Origin of the sequence: Bradyrhizobium sp. AZCC 1678, from assembly GCF_036924765.1 — a bacterium.
GTDB classification, from domain to species: domain Bacteria; phylum Pseudomonadota; class Alphaproteobacteria; order Rhizobiales; family Xanthobacteraceae; genus Bradyrhizobium; species Bradyrhizobium algeriense.
In genome coordinates, this window is the sequence record NZ_JAZHSE010000001.1 from 6,678,562 (window position 1) to 6,697,179 (window position 18,618).

The 18,618-nt window shown below is 64.2% G+C and carries 18 protein-coding genes; 12 read left to right on the plus strand and 6 right to left on the minus strand.

The features are described 5' to 3' along the window. Positions 1-24 precede the first annotated feature (24 nt). Entirely contained in the window at positions 25-1,311 is a 1,287-nt protein-coding gene (locus V1294_RS32065) for a flavin-dependent oxidoreductase (protein WP_334502831.1), read from the plus strand. Here the strand turns inward: V1294_RS32065 and V1294_RS32070 are convergent. Beyond that, positions 1,280-1,735: a PaaI family thioesterase gene (locus V1294_RS32070; protein ID WP_334502834.1), complete on the minus strand. Its 456-nt coding sequence runs from the start codon at positions 1,733-1,735 to the stop codon at positions 1,280-1,282. The genes V1294_RS32065 and V1294_RS32070 overlap by 32 nt on opposite strands. A gap of 280 nt (positions 1,736-2,015) precedes the next feature. Here V1294_RS32070 and V1294_RS32075 point away from each other — a divergent pair, with 280 nt between their 5' ends. After that, positions 2,016-2,285 (plus strand): DUF2798 domain-containing protein, encoded by a 270-nt coding sequence (locus V1294_RS32075; protein ID WP_334502836.1) that lies wholly within the window; start codon positions 2,016-2,018, stop codon positions 2,283-2,285. A gap of 38 nt (positions 2,286-2,323) precedes the next feature. Here V1294_RS32075 and mutY read toward each other — a convergent pair whose 3' ends face one another. Beyond that, positions 2,324-3,421 (minus strand): A/G-specific adenine glycosylase, encoded by a 1,098-nt coding sequence (mutY, locus tag V1294_RS32080; protein WP_334502838.1) that lies wholly within the window; start codon positions 3,419-3,421, stop codon positions 2,324-2,326. Positions 3,422-3,588: 167 nt separating this feature from the next. Here mutY and V1294_RS32085 point away from each other — a divergent pair, with 167 nt between their 5' ends. From V1294_RS32085 to V1294_RS32125, 9 genes are all read left to right on the plus strand, one after another. Next, the gene (locus V1294_RS32085) at positions 3,589-4,068 is read left to right on the plus strand and encodes a DUF721 domain-containing protein (RefSeq protein WP_334502840.1); all 480 of its coding nucleotides are present in this window, start codon (positions 3,589-3,591) and stop codon (positions 4,066-4,068) included. Positions 4,069-4,184: 116 nt separating this feature from the next. Then, entirely contained in the window at positions 4,185-4,838 is a 654-nt protein-coding gene (locus V1294_RS32090; protein WP_190241922.1) for a DsbA family protein, read from the plus strand. Positions 4,839-5,075: 237 nt separating this feature from the next. After that, positions 5,076-8,540 carry a chromosome segregation protein SMC gene (gene smc / locus V1294_RS32095; RefSeq protein ID WP_334502842.1) on the plus strand — a complete coding sequence of 1,155 codons (3,465 nt, stop codon included), beginning with the start codon at positions 5,076-5,078 and terminating at the stop codon, positions 8,538-8,540. 166 nt (positions 8,541-8,706) lie between these two features. After that, complete coding sequence (locus V1294_RS32100; protein WP_334502844.1) at positions 8,707-9,675, plus strand: small ribosomal subunit Rsm22 family protein; 969 nt, start codon at positions 8,707-8,709, stop codon at positions 9,673-9,675. A 258-nt stretch (positions 9,676-9,933) separates the two neighbouring features. Further along, positions 9,934-10,494 (plus strand): LemA family protein, encoded by a 561-nt coding sequence (locus V1294_RS32105; RefSeq protein ID WP_334502846.1) that lies wholly within the window; start codon positions 9,934-9,936, stop codon positions 10,492-10,494. Between the two features lie 30 nt (positions 10,495-10,524). After that, on the plus strand, positions 10,525-11,718 hold the full coding sequence (locus V1294_RS32110) for a M48 family metallopeptidase (protein WP_334502848.1): 1,194 nt from the start codon (positions 10,525-10,527) through the stop codon (positions 11,716-11,718). 168 nt (positions 11,719-11,886) lie between these two features. After that, positions 11,887-12,639 carry a hypothetical protein gene (locus V1294_RS32115; RefSeq protein ID WP_108518437.1) on the plus strand — a complete coding sequence of 251 codons (753 nt, stop codon included), beginning with the start codon at positions 11,887-11,889 and terminating at the stop codon, positions 12,637-12,639. Positions 12,640-12,699: 60 nt separating this feature from the next. Beyond that, the gene (locus V1294_RS32120; protein ID WP_334502850.1) at positions 12,700-13,368 is read left to right on the plus strand and encodes a hypothetical protein; all 669 of its coding nucleotides are present in this window, start codon (positions 12,700-12,702) and stop codon (positions 13,366-13,368) included. Positions 13,369-13,465: 97 nt separating this feature from the next. Then, positions 13,466-13,798 (plus strand): GIY-YIG nuclease family protein, encoded by a 333-nt coding sequence (locus V1294_RS32125; protein ID WP_334502853.1) that lies wholly within the window; start codon positions 13,466-13,468, stop codon positions 13,796-13,798. A gap of 187 nt (positions 13,799-13,985) precedes the next feature. Here V1294_RS32125 and V1294_RS32130 read toward each other — a convergent pair whose 3' ends face one another. Beyond that, on the minus strand, positions 13,986-14,525 hold the full coding sequence (locus V1294_RS32130; RefSeq protein ID WP_334484382.1) for an adenine phosphoribosyltransferase: 540 nt from the start codon (positions 14,523-14,525) through the stop codon (positions 13,986-13,988). A gap of 16 nt (positions 14,526-14,541) precedes the next feature. Then, positions 14,542-16,704 (minus strand): anthranilate synthase component I, encoded by a 2,163-nt coding sequence (locus tag V1294_RS32135; RefSeq protein ID WP_334502855.1) that lies wholly within the window; start codon positions 16,702-16,704, stop codon positions 14,542-14,544. 328 nt (positions 16,705-17,032) lie between these two features. Between V1294_RS32135 and V1294_RS32140 the strand changes: the two genes are divergently transcribed. After that, positions 17,033-18,037 (plus strand): VOC family protein, encoded by a 1,005-nt coding sequence (locus V1294_RS32140; RefSeq protein ID WP_334502857.1) that lies wholly within the window; start codon positions 17,033-17,035, stop codon positions 18,035-18,037. Positions 18,038-18,047: 10 nt separating this feature from the next. Here the strand turns inward: V1294_RS32140 and V1294_RS38150 are convergent, their stop codons facing one another. Then, complete coding sequence (locus V1294_RS38150; RefSeq protein ID WP_417021280.1) at positions 18,048-18,347, minus strand: type II toxin-antitoxin system RelE/ParE family toxin; 300 nt, start codon at positions 18,345-18,347, stop codon at positions 18,048-18,050. Continuing rightward, the gene (locus tag V1294_RS32145) at positions 18,335-18,562 is read right to left on the minus strand and encodes a hypothetical protein (RefSeq protein WP_334502858.1); all 228 of its coding nucleotides are present in this window, start codon (positions 18,560-18,562) and stop codon (positions 18,335-18,337) included. The genes V1294_RS38150 and V1294_RS32145 overlap by 13 nt, the downstream gene beginning before the upstream one ends. Positions 18,563-18,618: the final 56 nt, after the last annotated feature.

The following is an 18,618-nucleotide window of genomic DNA, read 5'->3' on the forward strand; positions in this document are numbered from 1 at the left end:
CCCAGGCAGCAAGAGGGGCGTAACATGACTGTTCTCATCGCGGGCGGCGGCATCGGCGGGCTGACGCTGGCGCTCAGCCTGCACCAGATCGGCGTTCCCGCCAGGATCTTTGAAAGCGTGTCCGAGCTGAGACCCCTCGGCGTCGGCATCAACGTGCTGCCCCATGCGGTACGCGAATTGATCGAGCTCGGCCTGCACGACAGGCTCGATGCGCACGCTGTCCGCACCAAGGAGCTCGCGTATTTCTCCAAGCACGGCAAGCCGATCTGGAGCGAGCCGCGCGGCATCGAGGCCGGTTACAAATGGCCGCAATTTTCGATCCATCGCGGCACGCTGCAGCAGATCCTGCTCGATGCCGCGATCGAGCGGCTGGGGCCGGAGAACATCCTGACCAGCCATCACCTCACTGGCTGGAGCGAGACGGAGAATGGCGTCCGCGCCGAATTCATCGACAAGGCGACCGGCAAATCGAACGGCGCTCACGAGGGCGCGCTGCTGATCGCAGCCGACGGCATCCATTCGGCGGTTCGCGAAAAACTCTATCCCGATGAGGGCCCGCCGATCTGGAACGGGCGCATCCTGTGGCGCGGCATCACCGACAGCGACGCCTTCCTGTCCGGCCGCACCATGATCATGGCCGGCCACGAAATCCTGAAATTCGTCTGCTATCCGATTTCGAAACAGGCAGACAGCGCGGACAAGTTCAAAATCAACTGGGTGGCCGAGCGGCATATGCCGCCGACCTATCAGTGGCGGCGCGAGGACTATAACCGGACCGCCCGGCTCGAAGAGTTTTTGCCGTGGTTCAAGGACTGGAAATTCGACTGGCTCGATGTGCCCGGCCTGATCGAGAGGTGCCCGCACGCCTACGAATATCCCCTGGTCGACCGCGATCCCGTTGCGCAATGGACGTTCGGCCGCGTCACGCTGATGGGCGATGCCGCGCATCCGATGTACCCGATCGGCTCCAACGGCGCGTCGCAGGCGATTTTGGACGCGCGCGTCATCACCCGCGAGATCCTGGCGCATGGCGCGACCAACGCCGCGTTGGTCGCCTATGAAGCCGAGCGCCGCCCGGCGACATCAGATCTCGTGATGCTCAACCGCCGCAACGGTCCCGAGCAGGTCATGCAGATGGTCGAAGAGCGTGCGCCCAACGGCTACAACGTCGTCACCGACGTGCTCTCGCTGCAGGAGCTGGAAGACATCGCCGCCAACTACAAGCGCGTCGCCGGCTTCCAGGTCGAAGGCCTCAACGCCAAGCCGCCGATCGTCCAGTTCACGCAGGCAACGCCGCGGGCTGCGAGCTGACAAAAGAAGCAATGGCCTTCGCCGTCTCGACCAGTCGCGCGCTCGTCGTGGCGGTCGCCAGCAGCGTGCCATCCGCCGCCGTCAGTCGCCCCTCGACGAAGGCAACGGTCTTGCCGAGTTGGGTGACTCTGGCTTCGCCCGTGATCGGCCCCGGCTTGGCCGGTGCGAGATAATTCACGGTCATGGTGATGGTCGCCGTGTAGAGCTTGCCTTCGGTCATGGTGAACACCGCCGGCCCCATGGTATCGTCGAGCATCGCCGAGAGAATGCCGCCCTGCACGAAGCCGGCCGGGTTGCAGAAATCCCGCTTGCCGTCGAAGCCGATCCGGATCCAACCCTCCTTCGGCCGCGCGTCGAGCACGTGCCAGCCGAGCAGTCTGGAAGACGGCGGCGTAGGGATATTGTCGAGAGCGGTGCTGATCATGGGTACCTCCGTGAGGCCTCCATCTAGCGCAGACCTGCTGCCAGCGTGGTGTCAGCAAGCCGCTACACGGTACCCGCCGGGCCCCGGTTGCCGATTTTGACAGCTTCCAGATTTTAAGGGCTGGCGCTGGCCGTACGCCTCCGTTAGGAAACGGCTGCTGCGCTCAGGCGCACCGTAAGCGTCTCACGTCAGGCAACGCATTCAACCGGTCGGCTCGACCCCGGAGGAATGCGTCATGCGCCGCTCGTGATCGACCGACCGAATTCCAAAGAGCAATTTCATGACTACTTCTCCTGCTCCGCGCCCGCGCGGAAAATTGCCTGCGCGCTATGCGGCGATCGTCATGCCGCTGGTGTTGTCGGTGCTGATGACTTTCGTCGTATCCGCGATCTCAACCTTGAGGAGTCTCGGTCCAACGCCTGCTTTCGTTGCGACCTGGCCCGCCGCATGGGCGATATCGTGGCTGGTGGCGTTTCCGACCTTGCTCGCGGTGCTGCCGCTGGTGCGGCGGATCGTAGCGTTCGCCGTCGAGACTCCGCGGTCAGACTAACCCGATACAGGCGCGCGCCGCCGCGAGGTGGGCGCGCCTCATTCCCCCAGCCCGTGTGCGATCGCCTTGCGCATCACATTGGGAAGCGCCTCGCCAGCGAGCGTTGCGATCGGCACCCAGCGCATGTCCTCGGGCGCCCGCGTGCGCGCGGCGACGTCGGCGGTGTAGATCACAAGCTCGAGCGGGAAATGCGTGAACACGTGGGTGACGACGCCGGCCTTGCGATGCCAGCGTTCAACCCCCTTCAGCGCAGGTGCCTGCTTCAGCGCCGCCTTGTCGTCATGTCCAGCCAGCCATTCCGAGCCCGGTACTTCGGTCATGCCGCCGAGCAGGCCCTTTTCAGCCCGCGTTCGAACCAGAAGTTCGTCGCCGCGCGTGACGATGAAGGCGGCTCCGCGGCGCAGCGTTCCCGTCTTCTTCGGCGCCTTGCGCGGGAACGTTTCCTGATCGCCGCGCGTGCGGGCCATGCAATCCTCGTTCAACGGGCACAGCGCGCAGGCCGGTTTCTTCGGCGTGCAGATCGAGGAGCCGAGGTCCATCAATGCTTGCGCGCTGTCGCCGGCGCGAGAGAGGCCGAGCAACGTCGCCGCCAATTCCTGAATGAGCGGCTTGGCCTGTGGCAACGGCTCTTCGACCGCGTAAAGCCGCGACACCACCCGCTCGATATTGCCATCCACCGGCATGGTTCGGATGTCGAAGGCAATCGCGCCGATCGCCGCTGCCGTATATGGCCCGATCCCCGGCAATTTGCGCAGGCCTTCCTCGGTATCCGGAAACACCCCGCCATGGTCGCCCAGCACCGCAACTGCGCAGGCATGCAAATTGCGCGCACGCGAATAATAGCCGAGCCCGGCCCACATCCGCAGCACGTCGTCCTGCGAGGCGCGGCCGAGCGAGGCGACATCCGGCCAGCGCGCCAGAAACTTCTCGAAATATGGCCCGACCGTTTTGACGCCGGTCTGCTGCAGCATGATTTCGGACAGCCAGACCCGGTACGGATCAGCCCGCTCCCCCGCCGGCGGCCGCCACGGCAAGCGACGGCGATGGCGGTCATACCAGTCGAGCAGCAGCGCGGGGCGATCGGCCGCCACAACAGGCGGTTCTCGTCGTTTGATTTTGGCGGCCGCAGGACTCATGGGCACACTCTAGTGTGGGGATTCCAATCTCTCCACGTCATGCCCGGGCTTGTCCCGGGCATCCACGTCTTTCTTCTTCGCGGCTGTCCAAGACGTGGATGGCCGGGATAAACCCGGCCATGACGGTGGAGATGGCGCCTGCGACGAGCGAGGTGATATAAAGCCCCATGTCCAGACCCGGCCCGATCTCGGCAAAACCGCTTTCCGTCCTGCTCAGCGACGTGTTTTCTGATGCCTACGCCAAGCAGGGATTTGCCGCGCGGGAACTGGTGACGCGCTGGGCCGAGATCGCGGGACCTCAGATCGCCGCCCATTCCGAGCCGCTGAAGATGCAATGGCCGCGGCCGGTGGAGGGGCAGCCGCAGGAACCGGCCACGCTGATATTGCGGGTCGAAGGCCCGATGGCGCTGGAGATCCAGCATTCGTCCGACGTCATCCTGCAACGGGTCAACCGCTTTTTCGGCTGGAGCGCGGTCGGGCGGCTGGCGCTGCGGCAGGCGCCGCTGTCGCGCCGCAATCGCCCCGCGCCCTCCCGCGCGCCGGACCCGAAAGCGGTGGCAAAAGTTGCAGAAACCCTGTCCGCGGTGGAGGACGAGGAACTGCGCGCCGCACTGGCGCGGCTCGGCGCTGCGATCAAGCGAAATTGAGCCCTGGGCGCAGCGCCGCCGCGGCAACACGCCATTGCCACAACTGGCGTTTCAAGCTAGCGAAGGCTTCTTTTCGTACTTCTTTCGGGCGTGAACGCGCCATTCGGGAGCAGACTTTGATGATCACGCGCCGCGCTTTCACCGCCGCCCTGTCGCTGACCGGGCTGACCGCTCTCGCCGGCTTCTCGCCGCTGCGGCTGATCACGGGCGCGATGGCGCAGGGCGCCGACGTCGCCAAGCCGCAATCCCTGCCGGACATGGCGCTTGGACCGGCCAACGCTACGGTCACCATCACCGAATACGCCTCGATGACCTGCCCGCATTGCGCGGCGTTCACCGAAAAGGTGTTTCCGAAGATCAAGTCGGAATTCATCGATAGCGGCAAGATCCGCTTCGTGTTCCGCGAATTCCCGCTCGACATCAAGGCCGCCGCGGGATCGATGCTGGCACGCTGCATCGCCAAGGACGACGCGCCGAAATTTTTTGCCGTGATCGATCTGCTGTTCAGGCAGCAGAACGACTGGATGGTGAAGAACACCACCGAGACGCTGAGCCGGATCGGCAAGCAGGCCGGCCTCACGCAGACGCAGGTCGAGGACTGCCTGAAGGATCAGGCGCTGCTCGACAAGATCGCGGCCGACCAGAAGTTTGCCGCCGAGGTGCTGAAGGTGCAGTCGACGCCGACCTTCTTCATCAACGGCGAGATGCTCAAGGGCGAGCAGAGCTTCGAGGAATTCTCGAAGCGCATCAATTCGCTGTTGAAGAGCTGATTCGCGCCGCCGGATTCATATCCGGCCATAAGTCCAGCAAAAGGCTGGACAAAAACGCATCAAAACCCTCTCAAAACCCTTGGGAAAAGCCGCGTAGGGCCGTTGCCCTTCGGCCCCGGCCTCGCCATTGTCGCGGCTCATAAGAGCCGCAATGGGCTATCCATCCACACCGACATTGCCTTCTATGGTATTGTCACGGCAGGGAGATTCGCGCCCGGCCAACCGAGATTTGTGTTCATGAAACTCACGCGCCTCCGCCTCCACGGCTTCAAGTCGTTCGTTGAACCCACTGATTTCATGATCGAACCCGGCCTCACTGGCGTGGTCGGGCCGAACGGCTGCGGCAAATCCAATCTGGTCGAGGCGCTGCGCTGGGCGATGGGCGAAACCTCGCACAAATCGCTGCGCGCCGCCGACATGGATGCGGTGATCTTCGCCGGTTCCGGCAACCGCCCGGCGCGGAACCACGCCGAAGTCGTCATGACGATCGACAATTCCGATCGCACGGCGCCGGCCGCCGTCAATGATAGCCAGCTTCTTGAGATCTCTCGCCGCATCGAGCGCGAGGCCGGCTCGGCCTATCGCATCAACGGCCGCGACGTGCGCGCCCGCGACGTGCAGATCCTGTTTGCCGATGCCGCCACCGGCGCGCGTTCGCCGGCGCTGGTTCACCAGGGCAAGATCGGCGAGATCATTCAGGCGAAACCCGAACAGCGCCGTCGCGTGCTGGAAGACGCCGCCGGCGTCGCCGGGCTTCATGCCCGCCGCCACGAGGCCGAACTGCGGCTGAAGGCGGCCGAAACCAACCTCACCCGCGTCGAGGACGTGATCGGGCAATTGTCCGGCCAGATCGACGGCTTGAAGAAGCAGGCGCGCCAGGCCATTCGCTTTCGCGAAGTTGCGGCCAAGGTGCGCAAGGCCGAGGCCACGCTGTTCCATCTGCGCTGGTTAGAGGCCAATGCCGACGTCGCGGAAGCCGGGCATACCCACGACATCAACGTGCGCGAAATGGCCGAGCGCACCCGCGAGCAGGCCGAGGCCGCACGCATCCAGGCGATCCGCGCCTCCGAACTCCCTGCCTTGCGCGAGGGCGAAGCCCGCGCCGCGGCGGGACTGCAGCGGCTCACCAATGCGCGCGAACTGCTCGACCGCGAGGAAGTGCGCGCCAAGGAGCGCGTCGCCGAGCTCGACCGGCGGCTGACGCAGTTCGCCGCCGACATCGCGCGCGAACAGCAGCAGACCTCGGATGCCGAGGTGGCGCTGCAGCGGCTCGACACCGAAGACGCTGAGTTAAAGGAAGAGATCAAGTCGCGCGTCGAAAAGCGCTCCGGCGTTGATGAACGTGTTTCTGAAGCGGAAACGACGCTTTCCGCCGCCGAGCGCATGTTCGGCGAGCTCACCACCGCGCTCGCCGACCTCACCGCCAAGCGCAACCAGCTCGAAGCCGGCGTGCGCACCCACCGCGACCGGCTGGCCCGGCTCGATCAGGAAATCGCCAGCGTCCAGGCCGACGAGGAAAAACTCGCACAGGAAACTGGCAATCTCGGTGACCTCGACGCGCTCGCCGCGGCCATGGAGACCGCGCAGGAAACGCTGGCGGTATCTGAGGCCGCCGCACAGGCCAGCGAGACCGGCCACGTCGCCGCGCGACAGAAGCTCGAAGCCTCCCGCGCCCCGCTCACTGAGGCCGAAAAGCGCGTGCAGCGGCTTGAGACCGAGGCGCGCACCATTTCAAAACTCGTCAATGGCGAGACCAAAAATCTGTGGCCGCCGATTATCGACGGCGTCACCGTCACCAAAGGCTATGAGAAGGCGCTTGGCGCCGTGCTCGGCGACGATCTTGACGCGCCCGTCGATCCCTCGGCGCCGATGCGCTGGACCAATGCCGGTGCGAGCTTCGACGATCCGGCCCTGCCGGATGGCGTCGAGGCCCTCGCCGCTCACGTCGAGGCACCGTCCGAACTGGCGCGGCGCCTCGCGCAGATCGGCGTCGTGCCGAAGGAGCGCGGCGCGGAACTGGTGTCGCAATTGAAGACCGGCCAGCGGCTGGTGTCGCTGGAGGGCGACGTCTGGCGCTGGGACGGTTTTGTCACAGCCGCCCATGCCCCGACCGGCGCCGCACGGCGTCTCGCCGAACGCGCGCGTCTGGTCGATATTGAGCATGAGCTGGAGCAGGCCCGCACCGATGCCGCCAACAAGCGGCAGGCGCTGGAAGAAGCCGAGGCGGAACTGAAGGCTGCCTCCGCCGCCGAGTCCGCCGCCCGCGAGGCCTGGCGTGTTGCGCAGCGCGAGGCCGATGCCGCGCGCGAACGCCATGCCGCGACCGAGCGCGAGATCAATCGCCACGCCGCGCGCAAATCGGCGCTGACCGAAGCCCATACCCGTCTCGCCGCCGACCGCAGCGAGGCCGAAGCCGCGCATGAGAGCGCCAGCGCCGCGCTGGCCGAGTTGCCGCCGACCCTCGACACCGAGACGCGGCTCGCCGCCGTTCGCGGCGAGATTGACGGGCACCGCCGCTTTGCCGCACAGGTGCGGGCCGAAGCCCAGGCGCTGGCGCGCGAGGCCGAACTGGCCGACAAACGTGTGCAGGCGATCACGGCCGAACGCACCGAATGGCAGAACCGCAGGCAAAGCTCGGCCTCCCAGGTCGCCACCGTCGAGGCGCGTATCACCGAAGTGACGGCCGAGCGCGCCGAGCTTGACGATGCCCCGGCGCTGTTTGCCGAAAAGCGCCGCGCACTGATCAACGAAATCGAATCCGCCGAAAGCGCCCGCCGCGTCGCCGCCGACGCGCTCGCCGCCGCCGAGAGCGTGATGGCGCAGACCGACCGCGAAGCCAAGGCCTCGCTCGAAGCGCTCTCCTCCGCCCGCGAGGCCTGCGCCCGCGCCGAGGAACGCATGGAAGGCACCAAGCGCCGGCTTTCCGACATCGAGCGCGAAATCCACGACATGCTCGAAGTCGAGCCGCATGCGGTCGCAGCGCTCGCCGAGATCGAACCGGGCGCGGAACTGCCGCCGCTCAACGAGATCGAGGAAAGCCTCGAAAAACTGCGCCGCGACCGCGAACGTCTCGGCGCCGTCAATCTGCGCGCTGAGGAAGAACTGCGCGAGGTCGAGACCCAGCACACCGCGCTAACCACGGAACGCGACGACCTGGTCGAGGCCATCAAGCGGCTGCGCCAGGGCATCCAGAGCCTCAACAAGGAAGCCCGCGAGCGGCTGCTGACCTCCTTCGAGACCGTCAACGAGCACTTCAAGCGGCTGTTCACCGAACTGTTCGGCGGCGGCGAAGCCGCGCTTCATCTGATCGAAAGCGACGATCCCCTGGAAGCTGGCCTCGAAATCATTGCAAAACCGCCCGGCAAGAAGCCGCAGACGCTGTCGCTGCTGTCAGGCGGCGAGCAGGCGCTGACCGCGCTGGCGCTGATCTTCGCGGTGTTCCTCACCAACCCGTCGCCGATCTGCGTGCTGGACGAAGTCGACGCGCCGCTCGACGACCACAACGTGGAGCGGTTCTGCAACCTGCTGCACGAAATGACGTCGTCGACCGAAACCCGCTTCATCATCATCACGCACAACCCGATCACGATGGCGCGGATGAACCGGCTGTTCGGCGTCACCATGGCCGAGCGCGGCGTGTCGCAACTGGTCTCGGTCGGCCTCGACGACGCCGTGAAGATCCTCGACCAGAACGTGGCGTGATCTTTCTTCCCTTCTCCCCTTGTGGGAGAAGGTGGCGCGAAGCGCCGGATGAGGGGTATTTCACCGCGAACGCGGAATTCGCGGAGAGAACCCCTCACCCGTCTCGCCGTCGCTTCGCGACGTCGATCCACCCTCTCCCACAAGGGGAGAGGGGAAAGAACACGCCATGACCTCGCCTGACCTCCCCGCCGAACTGAAGGCCGCGCTCGACGGCAAGCTGCGCGGTTTTTCGCGCAGCGACGCCGCCGGCCGCGCAGCATCAATCTCGAAAACCTACCGCGGCGGCGGCAACTCCGGCGCCATCCGCTCCGAGGCCGATGCGCTTGCCTACGCACTGGCGCGAATGCCCGCGACCTATGCCGCGGTCACGGCGAGCCTCAACGCGCTGATCGAGATCAGGCCGGATTTTGTCCCGAATAGCCTGCTCGATATCGGCGCCGGGCCGGGCACGGCCACCTGGGCGGCGACCGAAGCCTTTCCGTCGCTGAGGGACTTCACGCTGCTGGATGCGAACGACGCGTTGCGTGCGCTGGCGCTCGACCTCGTCAGCGACAGCTTTCGCCTGCGTGACCTCAGCTACGAGCGCGGCGAAGCCCGCGCCGCGCTCGCCAAAGCGGATGCCGCCGACCTTGTCATGGCGAGCTACATGATCGGCGAAATCAGTGATACCGAACAGCGCGCGCTCGCCGAACTGATGTGGGCAAAGACCCACGACACGCTGCTCGTCGTCGAACCCGGCACGCCTGCCGGCTATGCCCGGATCATCGCGCTGCGTGAGCACTTGATCGCGTTGGGCGCGCATGTCGCCGCGCCTTGCCCGCATGACGGCAGATGCCCGCTTCAAACGCCCGACTGGTGCCATTTCACCCAGCGCCTGCAGCGCTCGCGCGCGCACAAGCAGGTCAAGGGCACGGAGCTGCCGTTCGAGGACGAAAAATTCGCCTATGTCGCGCTGACGCGTGAACTGGTTGAAACACGGCCTTCCCGCGTGCTGGCGCAACCCGCGGTCACCAAGGTCGAAATAGCAGCGAAGCTCTGCACTCCAGAAGGTCTCGTCCTCACAAAAGTGCCTCGCCGCGCCAAAGCGGATTACGCCGCCGCCCGCCGTTGGCGGTGGGGCGATGCTGTCAATTGATCCGGTCATTCCGGGATGGTCCGAAGGACCAGACCTCAGATGCGCAATTGCGCATCGGGGAATCTCGAGATTCTCAGATGCGCAATTGCGCACCAGTTCGATGCTTTGCATCGCCCCGGAATGACCGCGGAGCGTTGGCCTTGAACTTATCCCGCCCCACTTCCGACTAAAGCCATGCCCCAAATCGTGGGTGGGCTGCCGCCTGCCCGGTTTTTCGTCTAGTTTCCCTGTCTTTTCGTCCCACAGGAGTTGTCCGTCATGTCGACCGGCTGGATCGTTCTCGGCGTCATCGTCATCATCGTGCTGTTTGCCTTCGCGGCGTATAACCGCCTGGTCGCGCTCAGCCAGCGCGTCAGCCAGGCCTTTGCCGACATCGACGTGCAGCTCAAGCAGCGCCACGATCTGATCCCGAACCTCGTGGAGACCGTGAAGGGCTACGCCAGCCACGAGCGCGGCACGCTCGACGACGTCATCAAGGCGCGCAATTCGGCGATGTCGGCGGAGGGGCCGGCGCAGGTGTCCGCCGCCGAAAACCAGCTCAGCGGCGCGCTCGGGCGCCTGATCGCGCTGTCGGAGGCCTATCCGGACCTCAAGGCCAACGCCAATTTCCAGCAGCTTGCGAGTGAACTGTCCGACCTCGAAAACAAGATCGCGGCCAGCCGGCGTTTCTTCAACAACGCGGTCCAGGAATACAACACCGGCATCCAGCAGCTTCCTGCGGCGCTGTTCGCCGGCATGTTCGGCTTCACCCGCAAGGAGTTCTTCGACCTCGGCGCCAGCCGCACCGAAGTCGAGGCCGTGCCGACCGTGAAGTTCTGACGCTTCAAACATCCGGCAGAGCAGCCCATCATGGCCGCGTACGGTCTCTACACGCATATCTCGTCGAACAAGATTCGTTCGATGCTGCTGCTCGCCGGGCTGTTTCTCCTGATTTATGTCATCGTCTTTGCCGGCGCGCTGGTCGCCGAGGTGCTGCTGTACAGCAACAAATCGGTCGACTTCTACCTGATACAAGCCCGGCGCGACCTGATCGCGGCCTTCCCCTACGCCACCCTTGCCGCCGCGCTCTGGATCGTCATCGCCTATTTCTTCCACCAGAACATGATCGACGCCGTGACCGGCGGCGAGAGCGTGACGCGGCAGCAGCAGCCGCGGCTCTATAATCTCCTGGAAAATCTCTGCATCTCGCGCGGCATCCCGATGCCGAAGCTGAAGGTGATGGACAGCCCGGCGCTGAACGCATTCGCCAGCGGCCTCAACCGGCAGCAATATTCGATCACGGTGACGTCGGGCCTTCTGCAGGCGCTCAACGATCAGGAGATCGAGGCCGTGCTCGGCCACGAGCTCACGCATATCCGCAACGGCGACGTGCAATTGATGGTGGTCGCGGTGATTATCGCCGGCGTGGTGGGCTTTTTCGGCGAATTGTTCTTTCGCATGTTCACCAACCTGTCGTGGAACTCCTCCGGTAGCGGCTGGTCTTCATCGTCCTCTTCTTCTTCCTCCTCGTCATCATCATCCGACCGCGACAGCAAGGGTGGCGGTGGCGCGATCATCGCGATCATCATTGCTGTGGCGCTGATCCTGCTGGCCTGGCTGTTGTCGCAAGTCGTCAAGCTGGCGCTGTCGCGGTCGCGCGAATTGCTGGCCGACGCCGGCTCGGTCGAACTGACCAAGAATCCCGACGCCATGATCACGGCGCTGCGCAAGATCGAGAACCGCGGCGAGCTGCCCGGCGCAACGTCTGCGGTCATGGAGCTCTGCGTCGACAATCCGCGCGAGGGATTTGCCGACCTGTTCGCGACCCATCCGTCGGTCGACAACCGCGTCAAGGCGCTGGTGCAGTTTGCCGGCGGTCATGATCCCGGCCCGCTCGCCTTGCCGTCCGATACGGCGGACGAATCGGACCAGCCGGAGGAATCGGCCACCGGGCAACTCCAACCGCCGGTTCCCCGCGGCCCGTGGAGCGATCCCAGCGAGCCCGCCGGTGTTCCGGGCACTCGTCCCGGCCCATCAGAGGGCCCTTGGGGCCCGCACCGCTAAGCAGCCGCCCTGTCGCCGCCCCCGGATTAACGAAATTCCCGTATGAATAATGGCAATGGCCGTCTAAGGAATTGAATTCTCCCTTGTTTCTGCCATGTTCGCGCCCAAAGCAGGGAATGGGGCCTACCGATCGCTCCCGCGATCGGGGACGTTGTTCAAGGGAATTCCATGGCAAAGCCAGTCGTGATTGTGGTGGGCGCGGACAAGGGCGGGGTCGGCAAGACGACCGTGTCGCGTACGCTCCTGGATTACTTCAGCGCCAACAACGTGCCGACTCGGGCATTCGACACCGAATCGCCGCGCGGCACTCTGAAGCGCTTCCACCCCGAGATCACCGAGATCGTCGACATGACGACGACGTCGGATCAGATGAAGATTTTCGATACGCTGAACGCGGCCAGCCCGTCCGTCACCGTGATCGACGTCCGCGCCGGACTGCTGTCGCCGGCGCTGGCCTCGCTGCGCGACATCGGCTTTCTCGATGCGGCAAAGGCGGGTCAGATCACCTTCGCCGTGTTCCACATCCTGGGTCCCTCGATCGCCTCGCTGGACGAAATTGCCGAGACCGCGGGTTTCATGCAGGGCGCCAAATACTTCCTGGTGAAGAACTTCATCAATGACACCCAGTTCTTCCAGTGGGACCAGTCCACCTACAACTCCTACTTTCACCGCATCAAGGACGCCACCGATCTCGTCATCCCCAAGCTCAATGAAATGGCCTATGAGCAGGTCGAGGTCTCCTCAGTGCCGTTCCTCAAATTCGTCGCCAACAAGGGCAAGGAAGACGAAGCCGCGAACTATTCGTTCGTGCTGCGCGGCTATGTCCGGCACTGGCTCGCCAATGTTTGGAGCGAGTTCGACCGCATCAAGTTGACCGATCTGGTCGGCGCCAAGCCTGGCGTGCGCGGCGGTGAAAAATAGTCGCGTACGCGCCGCGATGGGGGCTGGAATAGGCGAAGGATTCCTTTGATATAGCGGGTGATGAGCTCCACGCCTGTTTACATCATCTGCTCGCCCCGGCCGCTGGTCGGCAAGACGCTGCTCGCGCGGCTCCTGAGCGAGTTCCTGCTGCTGAAAGACGGCGCGGTGTCCTCCTTCGACATCAACCTGAAGGAACCGTCGCTGCTCGAATATTTGCCGCGCCTGACCGAGACGGCCGAGGTCATGGACACCTATGGCAAGATGCAGCTCATGGACCGCCTGATCGTCCATGACGGCATCGCCAAGGTGGTCGACCTCGGCTTTCATGCGTTCGACGAGTTCTTCAAGATGACCAACGAGATCGGTTTCCTGAAAGAGGCCGCGCGGCGCAGCGTCGCGCCGATCATCCTGTTCGTGGCCGATACCGACCGTGTTTCCGCGCGCGCCTATCCGATGTTACGGGAGCAGATCCCGCTGAAAGCGTTGATTACGATCGACAACGAGTATGTGGTTCGCGGCGAACTGCCCGAGATGATGGGCTTGGGGCGGGTGCTGCGAATAACGGCCCTGCCCTCGTTCCTGAAGACCTATGTCGACCGGCTGACCTTTTCCTTCACCGACTATTTGCGCAACGAACGGGATTCATCGACCGAGCTGCACCAGTGGATCCGCAGGAACTACACCAGCTTTCGCGAGCTTGAGTTCAGCCTGCTTTCAGAACGGTCGTGAAGTCTCCACAAGGTTGATAATATTACCCGGATAATATTGACGTGGTCCGCCTCGTCTGGTATCGCCTCCGCCTGACCGCAATTGGCGAGGCCATCCCGTGACATCAGACAGAAAGGCGGTGATCGCCGCCTACAAGGAGCGGAAAACCTTCGCAGGGGTTTTCGTCATCCGCCGCAAGGCCTCGCACCAGGCATGGGTCGGCCAGACGCCCAATCTGGAGAAGATCCAGAACCGGATCTGGTTCACGCTGCGCCAGGGCAGCCACACCTGCCGCACCCTGCAGGCGGCATGGACCGCGCATGGGCCTGACAGCCTGACGTTTTGGGAATGCGAACGGCTGGAAGAGGAAGAGACGTCCTACATCCGCGATGCGCTGCTGAAGGAGAGCGCGCTGCACTGGCGGTCGCAGCTCGGCGCCGAGGCGGTGTGACCTTGCTTACCCGCCCCTTGAGGGGGCGGGTCGGCTCGCATTGAGCGCAGCGAAATGTGAGACGGGGTGGGGTGACGGTCTCTCCACTCGCACACTGTCGGACGTAGAGAGACCGTCACCCCACCTCGCCGCGCGCCTTGCGCGCGTCGATCCTCCCCCTCCAGGGGAGGATAAAACGCGTAACCGCTCAATGCCCCTCGAACGCCATCAGCGTGCGCACCGGCACTTCCATCGCGCGCAGTTTGGCGGCGCCGCCGAGATCGGGCAGATCGATGATGAAGCAGGCCGCGACCACGTTGGCGCCGATCTGGCGCAGCAGCTTCACCGCGCCTTCTGCGGTGCCCCCGGTGGCGATGAGATCGTCGACCAGGATCACGCGCTCGCCGGGCAGGATCGCATCGGCATGCATTTCCATTTCATCGAGGCCGTATTCCAGGGAGTAGGCAATTCGCACCGTGGTGTGCGGCAGCTTGCCCTTCTTGCGGATCGGCACGAAGCCGGCGGAGACCTGATGCGCCACCGCGCCGCCGAGAATGAATCCCCTCGCCTCGATGCCGGCGACCTTGTCGATCTTCAAACCGGCCCAGGGCTGCACCAGTTCATCGACCGCGCGGCGGAAGGCGCGCGCATCCGCCAACAGCGTCGTGATATCGCGAAACAGGATGCCCTTTTTCGGGTAATCCGGAATGGTGCGGACGGTGGCTTTCAGATCATGATCGAATGTCATCGGTATCTCGCAAGCCTCAATTGACGGGTACGCTCAGACGAAACGCGTTCTCAACGATACGCAGTCCCACCTCGCCGCCGAGCGACATCAGCGATTCCGGGTGAAATTGCACGCCGCCGACCGGCAGGGTCTTGTGTTCGATCGCCATCGCGACGCCGTCCTCGGTGGTCGCGGTGACCTCGAGAACTTCCGGCACGCTGTCGCGCTCGACATAGAGCGAATGATAGCGGCCGATCACGATTTCATTGGGCAGGTTATGCATCAGCCGTCCGCCGCGCACTTGAACCCGCGACGGCCGCCCGTGCGCGGGATGGGTGAGCTGGCCGAGCTGGCCGCCGAAATATTCGCCGATCGCCTGCACGCCGAGACAGACGCCGAAGATCGGCAGTTTTCGGTCGAGCGCAGTGCCAATGGTTTTCGAAATCCCAAAGTCCTCAGGACGTCCCGGCCCGGGCGACAGCACCAGCAAATCCCAGTTCTTCTTCAGCATCTCCTGGGCATGCACATGCCGGACCACGGTAACGCTGGCGCCGACCTGGCGGAAATAATCCGCCAGCATATGCACGAAACTGTCGTCGTGGTCGATCAACAGCACCTTGCGGCCCGAGCCGGTGGCATCAGGCGCAAATGCCGACAGCGGTTTTGGCGCATCGCCGCGCAGCGCCTGGAACAGCGCCGCCGCCTTGACCTGGCACTCGCGGTCTTCCGCCGCGGGGTCTGAATCAAAGAGACAGGTGGCGCCGACGCGCACTTCAGCGAGACCATCCTTCATGCGGATGGTGCGGATGGTGAGCCCGGTATTGATGCTGCCGTCGAAATTCACCGCACCGATCGCGCCGGCATACCAGCGCCGCGACGACCGCTCATTGTCCTCGACGAACTGCATGGCCCACAATTTCGGCGCGCCGGTCACGGTGACCGCCCAGGCATGGGTCAGGAACGCATCCAGCGCATCGAAGCCCGGGCGCAGCATGCCTTCGACATGATCGACGGTATGGAACAGCTTTGAATAGGTCTCGATCTGCCGCCGCGCCAGCACCTTGATCGTGCCGGGCACGCACACCCGCGCCTTGTCGTTGCGGTCGACGTCGGTGCACATGTTGAGTTCGAACTCGTCCTTCTCCGAGTTCAACAATTGCCTGATCTGCTCGGCATCACCGATCGCATCGACGCCGCGCGCAATCGTGCCCGAGATCGGGCAGGTCTCGACTCGCCTGCCGTCGGAGCGGACGAACATTTCCGGCGAGGCCGACACCAGAAATTCACCGTCGCCGAGATTCATCAGCGCGCCATAGGGCGACGGGTTGATACGACAAAGCCGCTGGAACACTTCGGCCGGCGAGCGCTCGCAGGACTCGGCGAAGAGCTGCCCCGGCACCGCCTCGAATAGATCGCCGCGTGCGAACGCCGCGCGCGCGACCTCGACGGTGGCCTGATATTCGCCAGGCGCGTGATCGGCAAAGCCCTGCCGCGGCGTCCTGGCGTAAACGCTCTCGGCGGTGTCGCGCGGCAGACCCTTGGTGGATTTTCCTTTCCAGGAAAAATCGTAGCTCAGCACCACGCCGCGGCCGGTGGCGCGGTCATAGGCCAGCAGGCGATCCGGCACATACAGCACGATGTCGCGCTGGTCGCTCTCCCGCGCACGCTTTTGCACGAGGTCTTCGATCTGGAATACGAGATCGTAGGCGAAGGCGCCGAACAGGCCGAGCAGCGGGTCGTCATTGGCTGACAAGGCGGCGACGAGATCGCGCACCAGCGACATCACGCTGGCGCGGCGGGTGCGCTGGTCTTCCTCGACCGGTGCGGCGCCGCGAATGATATGGCCGGCCAGCCGCGTCGGGCTTTTTTCAGAGATGACCACGCAGGGCTCGCGCAGCACGTCGCCCAGAAACGCGATCAGCACTTCGCCCCGCGCATTCAGCGCAGAGAGCGAGAAATTGGAGCCAGCGGTTTCCAGCACCAGCGGCGGATCGGCAAAGCCGAGGTCGAAACTCTCATAGCGGCCGGGCACCGTGGTGCCGGAGGACAGCACCACACCGCGGCGGCGGTCGAGCAATTCGATCAGGTCGTCGAGGCGCTTGGCGTTGCCGGTGAACTGCTCGACGGCGCGCGAAATCGCGAGGCCGCCGCTGGTCCGGTACTCGCTGTGCTCGGGCAGAGAGAAGGCTGTCCTGTTCATGTGATCCTCTTACGAAACTTCGGGAGGGAGCGCCACACAGGACAAACGAAGGGACCGTCGCACTGCGATGGCGACCTTCGACGATTGAAAAATGAAATCGCACCGGCCACCTCTTTAAGAGGTGCGCCACCAAAGACGGGATGGGCTGATAACGGTGTTCATGGGCCCTAAACACCATCCGCCGGTGATGATGTCAAGGGAGGGGCCGGCCGGGATGCCCTCATCCCGGCCCGATCTTTGGGTGTCGGAAAGGCGAAAACTTGCGTAGGATTTGAGCAAGCAGCCGCGCTCTCTGGCGCGCAAAGATTGCAAACAAGGGAGGCTGGCGATGGCATTGCTGGGTCTGGGATATGCCGGGTTCGGCTCGGATGCGCTGGACGACTGGCGCCGGTTCGGGACCGGATTGGTGGGGCTGCAGGCGGTCGAGCGCGGCAATTCCCTGCTGGCGTTCCGGATGGACGACCGCAAGCAGCGCATCGTGATCGACCGCGCGATGGGCGAAGGGACGCGCTTCTTCGGCTGGGAGGTCGCCGACAGCGCCGCGCTGGACGCGCTGGCGGCACGGCTGGAAAAAGCCGGCGTGTCAGTCACCACCGAACCGCAGACGCTGGCCGATGCCAGGCGCGTCCGCAGCCTGATTTCGTTTCGCGATCCGGCCGGCAACCGGCTGGAGGCCTTTTACGGCGCCGAGATCGACGATACGCCCTTCGCGCCGGGACGATCGATCTCGGGATTCCGCACCGGCCCGCTCGGGCTTGGACACGCCGTGTTGACGGTCGAAAATATCGCCCCAGTGAGGGCGTTCTATGTCGACGTGCTCGGCTTCGGGCTTTCCGACTACATCGAAAAACCGTTCCGCGCTTACTTCTTCCATGTCAACGCGCGGCATCACAGCCTCGCGCTGATCGAGACTGGCAGGAACGGCATGCACCATCTGATGGTGGAGCTGTTCTCGCTCGACGATGTCGGCCAGTGCTACGACATCGCGCTGACGCAAGAAGACCGCGTCGGCGTCACGCTCGGCCGGCACACCAACGATTTCATGACCTCGTTCTACGCCAGGACGCCGTCGGCCTTCATGATCGAATGCGGCTGGGGCGGCCGCGAGATCGATCCTGCGACATGGCAGCCGGTCGAGATGCACGACGGCCCAAGCCTGTGGGGCCACGAACGCGTCTGGCTGCCGCCGGAAGACCGCGAGGTCGCACGAGCGATGCGCCTGCGCGCGGCGGCTTCAGGCCTGCGCGCGCCGGTGCAGGTGATGGAAGGCAACTACAAGCTGATGTCGGGAACGTGTGCGTGGTGGGACGGGGTACGCGAGGACGGACAATGAAAGGCAAACTTTAGAATTCATTCGCCCGCGGCGCATCACGGCGACCATGCCGGACATGGACGATCACCAATTCATCACCGCGAATGTGGTGGTCGACAAGGAACGAATAGCGAGCCGTTGGAAACACACGCACGCCGGAAATATCCGTCTCCCGTCCAAGTCCGGGATGCTCCGCAAGTAGCCGACTTGTGGTGCGTATTTGATTGACGACGGAAGAGGCCGCGCGTGGACTGTGCTGCGAAATGTATTCGTGGATTTCGGCGATGTCAGCGCGGGCACGCGGCGCGTACCGTAGTCTCACAGGCCACACTTCTCCCAAAGTGCGGACATTTCGTCTTCACTGACAAACTCGCCGCGCTGGGCCTGCCTCAGACCTTCGAGCACCGCCGCGCGATGCACTTCCGGCACGACAAACGGATCGCTGCCGGCGGCAACAATCTGTTCGAGCAATTCCGCCGCATAGGCTTGCCGATCTTCGGGAAGCTTTCGCACCTTTTCGATGGCGTCTTCGAGGACCTTGGTCATTGAAGCAGTCTAACGCAACTCCAAATAAAATGCGAGATGTGGCCCCTCACCTCACG

Coding starts and splice junctions, on each gene's coding strand:
- V1294_RS32085 (WP_334502840.1), top strand. CDS start 3,589: ATGTCCAGACCCGGCCCGATCTCGGCAAAACCGCTTTCCGTCCTGCTC.
- V1294_RS32100 (WP_334502844.1), top strand. CDS start 8,707: ATGACCTCGCCTGACCTCCCCGCCGAACTGAAGGCCGCGCTCGACGGC.
- V1294_RS32070 (WP_334502834.1), bottom strand. CDS start 1,735: ATGATCAGCACCGCTCTCGACAATATCCCTACGCCGCCGTCTTCCAGA.
- V1294_RS32135 (WP_334502855.1), bottom strand. CDS start 16,704: ATGAACAGGACAGCCTTCTCTCTGCCCGAGCACAGCGAGTACCGGACC.
- V1294_RS32075 (WP_334502836.1), top strand. CDS start 2,016: ATGACTACTTCTCCTGCTCCGCGCCCGCGCGGAAAATTGCCTGCGCGC.
- V1294_RS32130 (WP_334484382.1), bottom strand. CDS start 14,525: ATGACATTCGATCATGATCTGAAAGCCACCGTCCGCACCATTCCGGAT.
- V1294_RS32120 (WP_334502850.1), top strand. CDS start 12,700: ATGAGCTCCACGCCTGTTTACATCATCTGCTCGCCCCGGCCGCTGGTC.
- mutY (WP_334502838.1), bottom strand. CDS start 3,421: ATGAGTCCTGCGGCCGCCAAAATCAAACGACGAGAACCGCCTGTTGTG.
- V1294_RS32110 (WP_334502848.1), top strand. CDS start 10,525: ATGGCCGCGTACGGTCTCTACACGCATATCTCGTCGAACAAGATTCGT.
- V1294_RS32105 (WP_334502846.1), top strand. CDS start 9,934: ATGTCGACCGGCTGGATCGTTCTCGGCGTCATCGTCATCATCGTGCTG.
- smc (WP_334502842.1), top strand. CDS start 5,076: ATGAAACTCACGCGCCTCCGCCTCCACGGCTTCAAGTCGTTCGTTGAA.
- V1294_RS32145 (WP_334502858.1), bottom strand. CDS start 18,562: ATGACCAAGGTCCTCGAAGACGCCATCGAAAAGGTGCGAAAGCTTCCC.
- V1294_RS32065 (WP_334502831.1), top strand. CDS start 25: ATGACTGTTCTCATCGCGGGCGGCGGCATCGGCGGGCTGACGCTGGCG.
- V1294_RS32115 (WP_108518437.1), top strand. CDS start 11,887: ATGGCAAAGCCAGTCGTGATTGTGGTGGGCGCGGACAAGGGCGGGGTC.
- V1294_RS32140 (WP_334502857.1), top strand. CDS start 17,033: ATGGCATTGCTGGGTCTGGGATATGCCGGGTTCGGCTCGGATGCGCTG.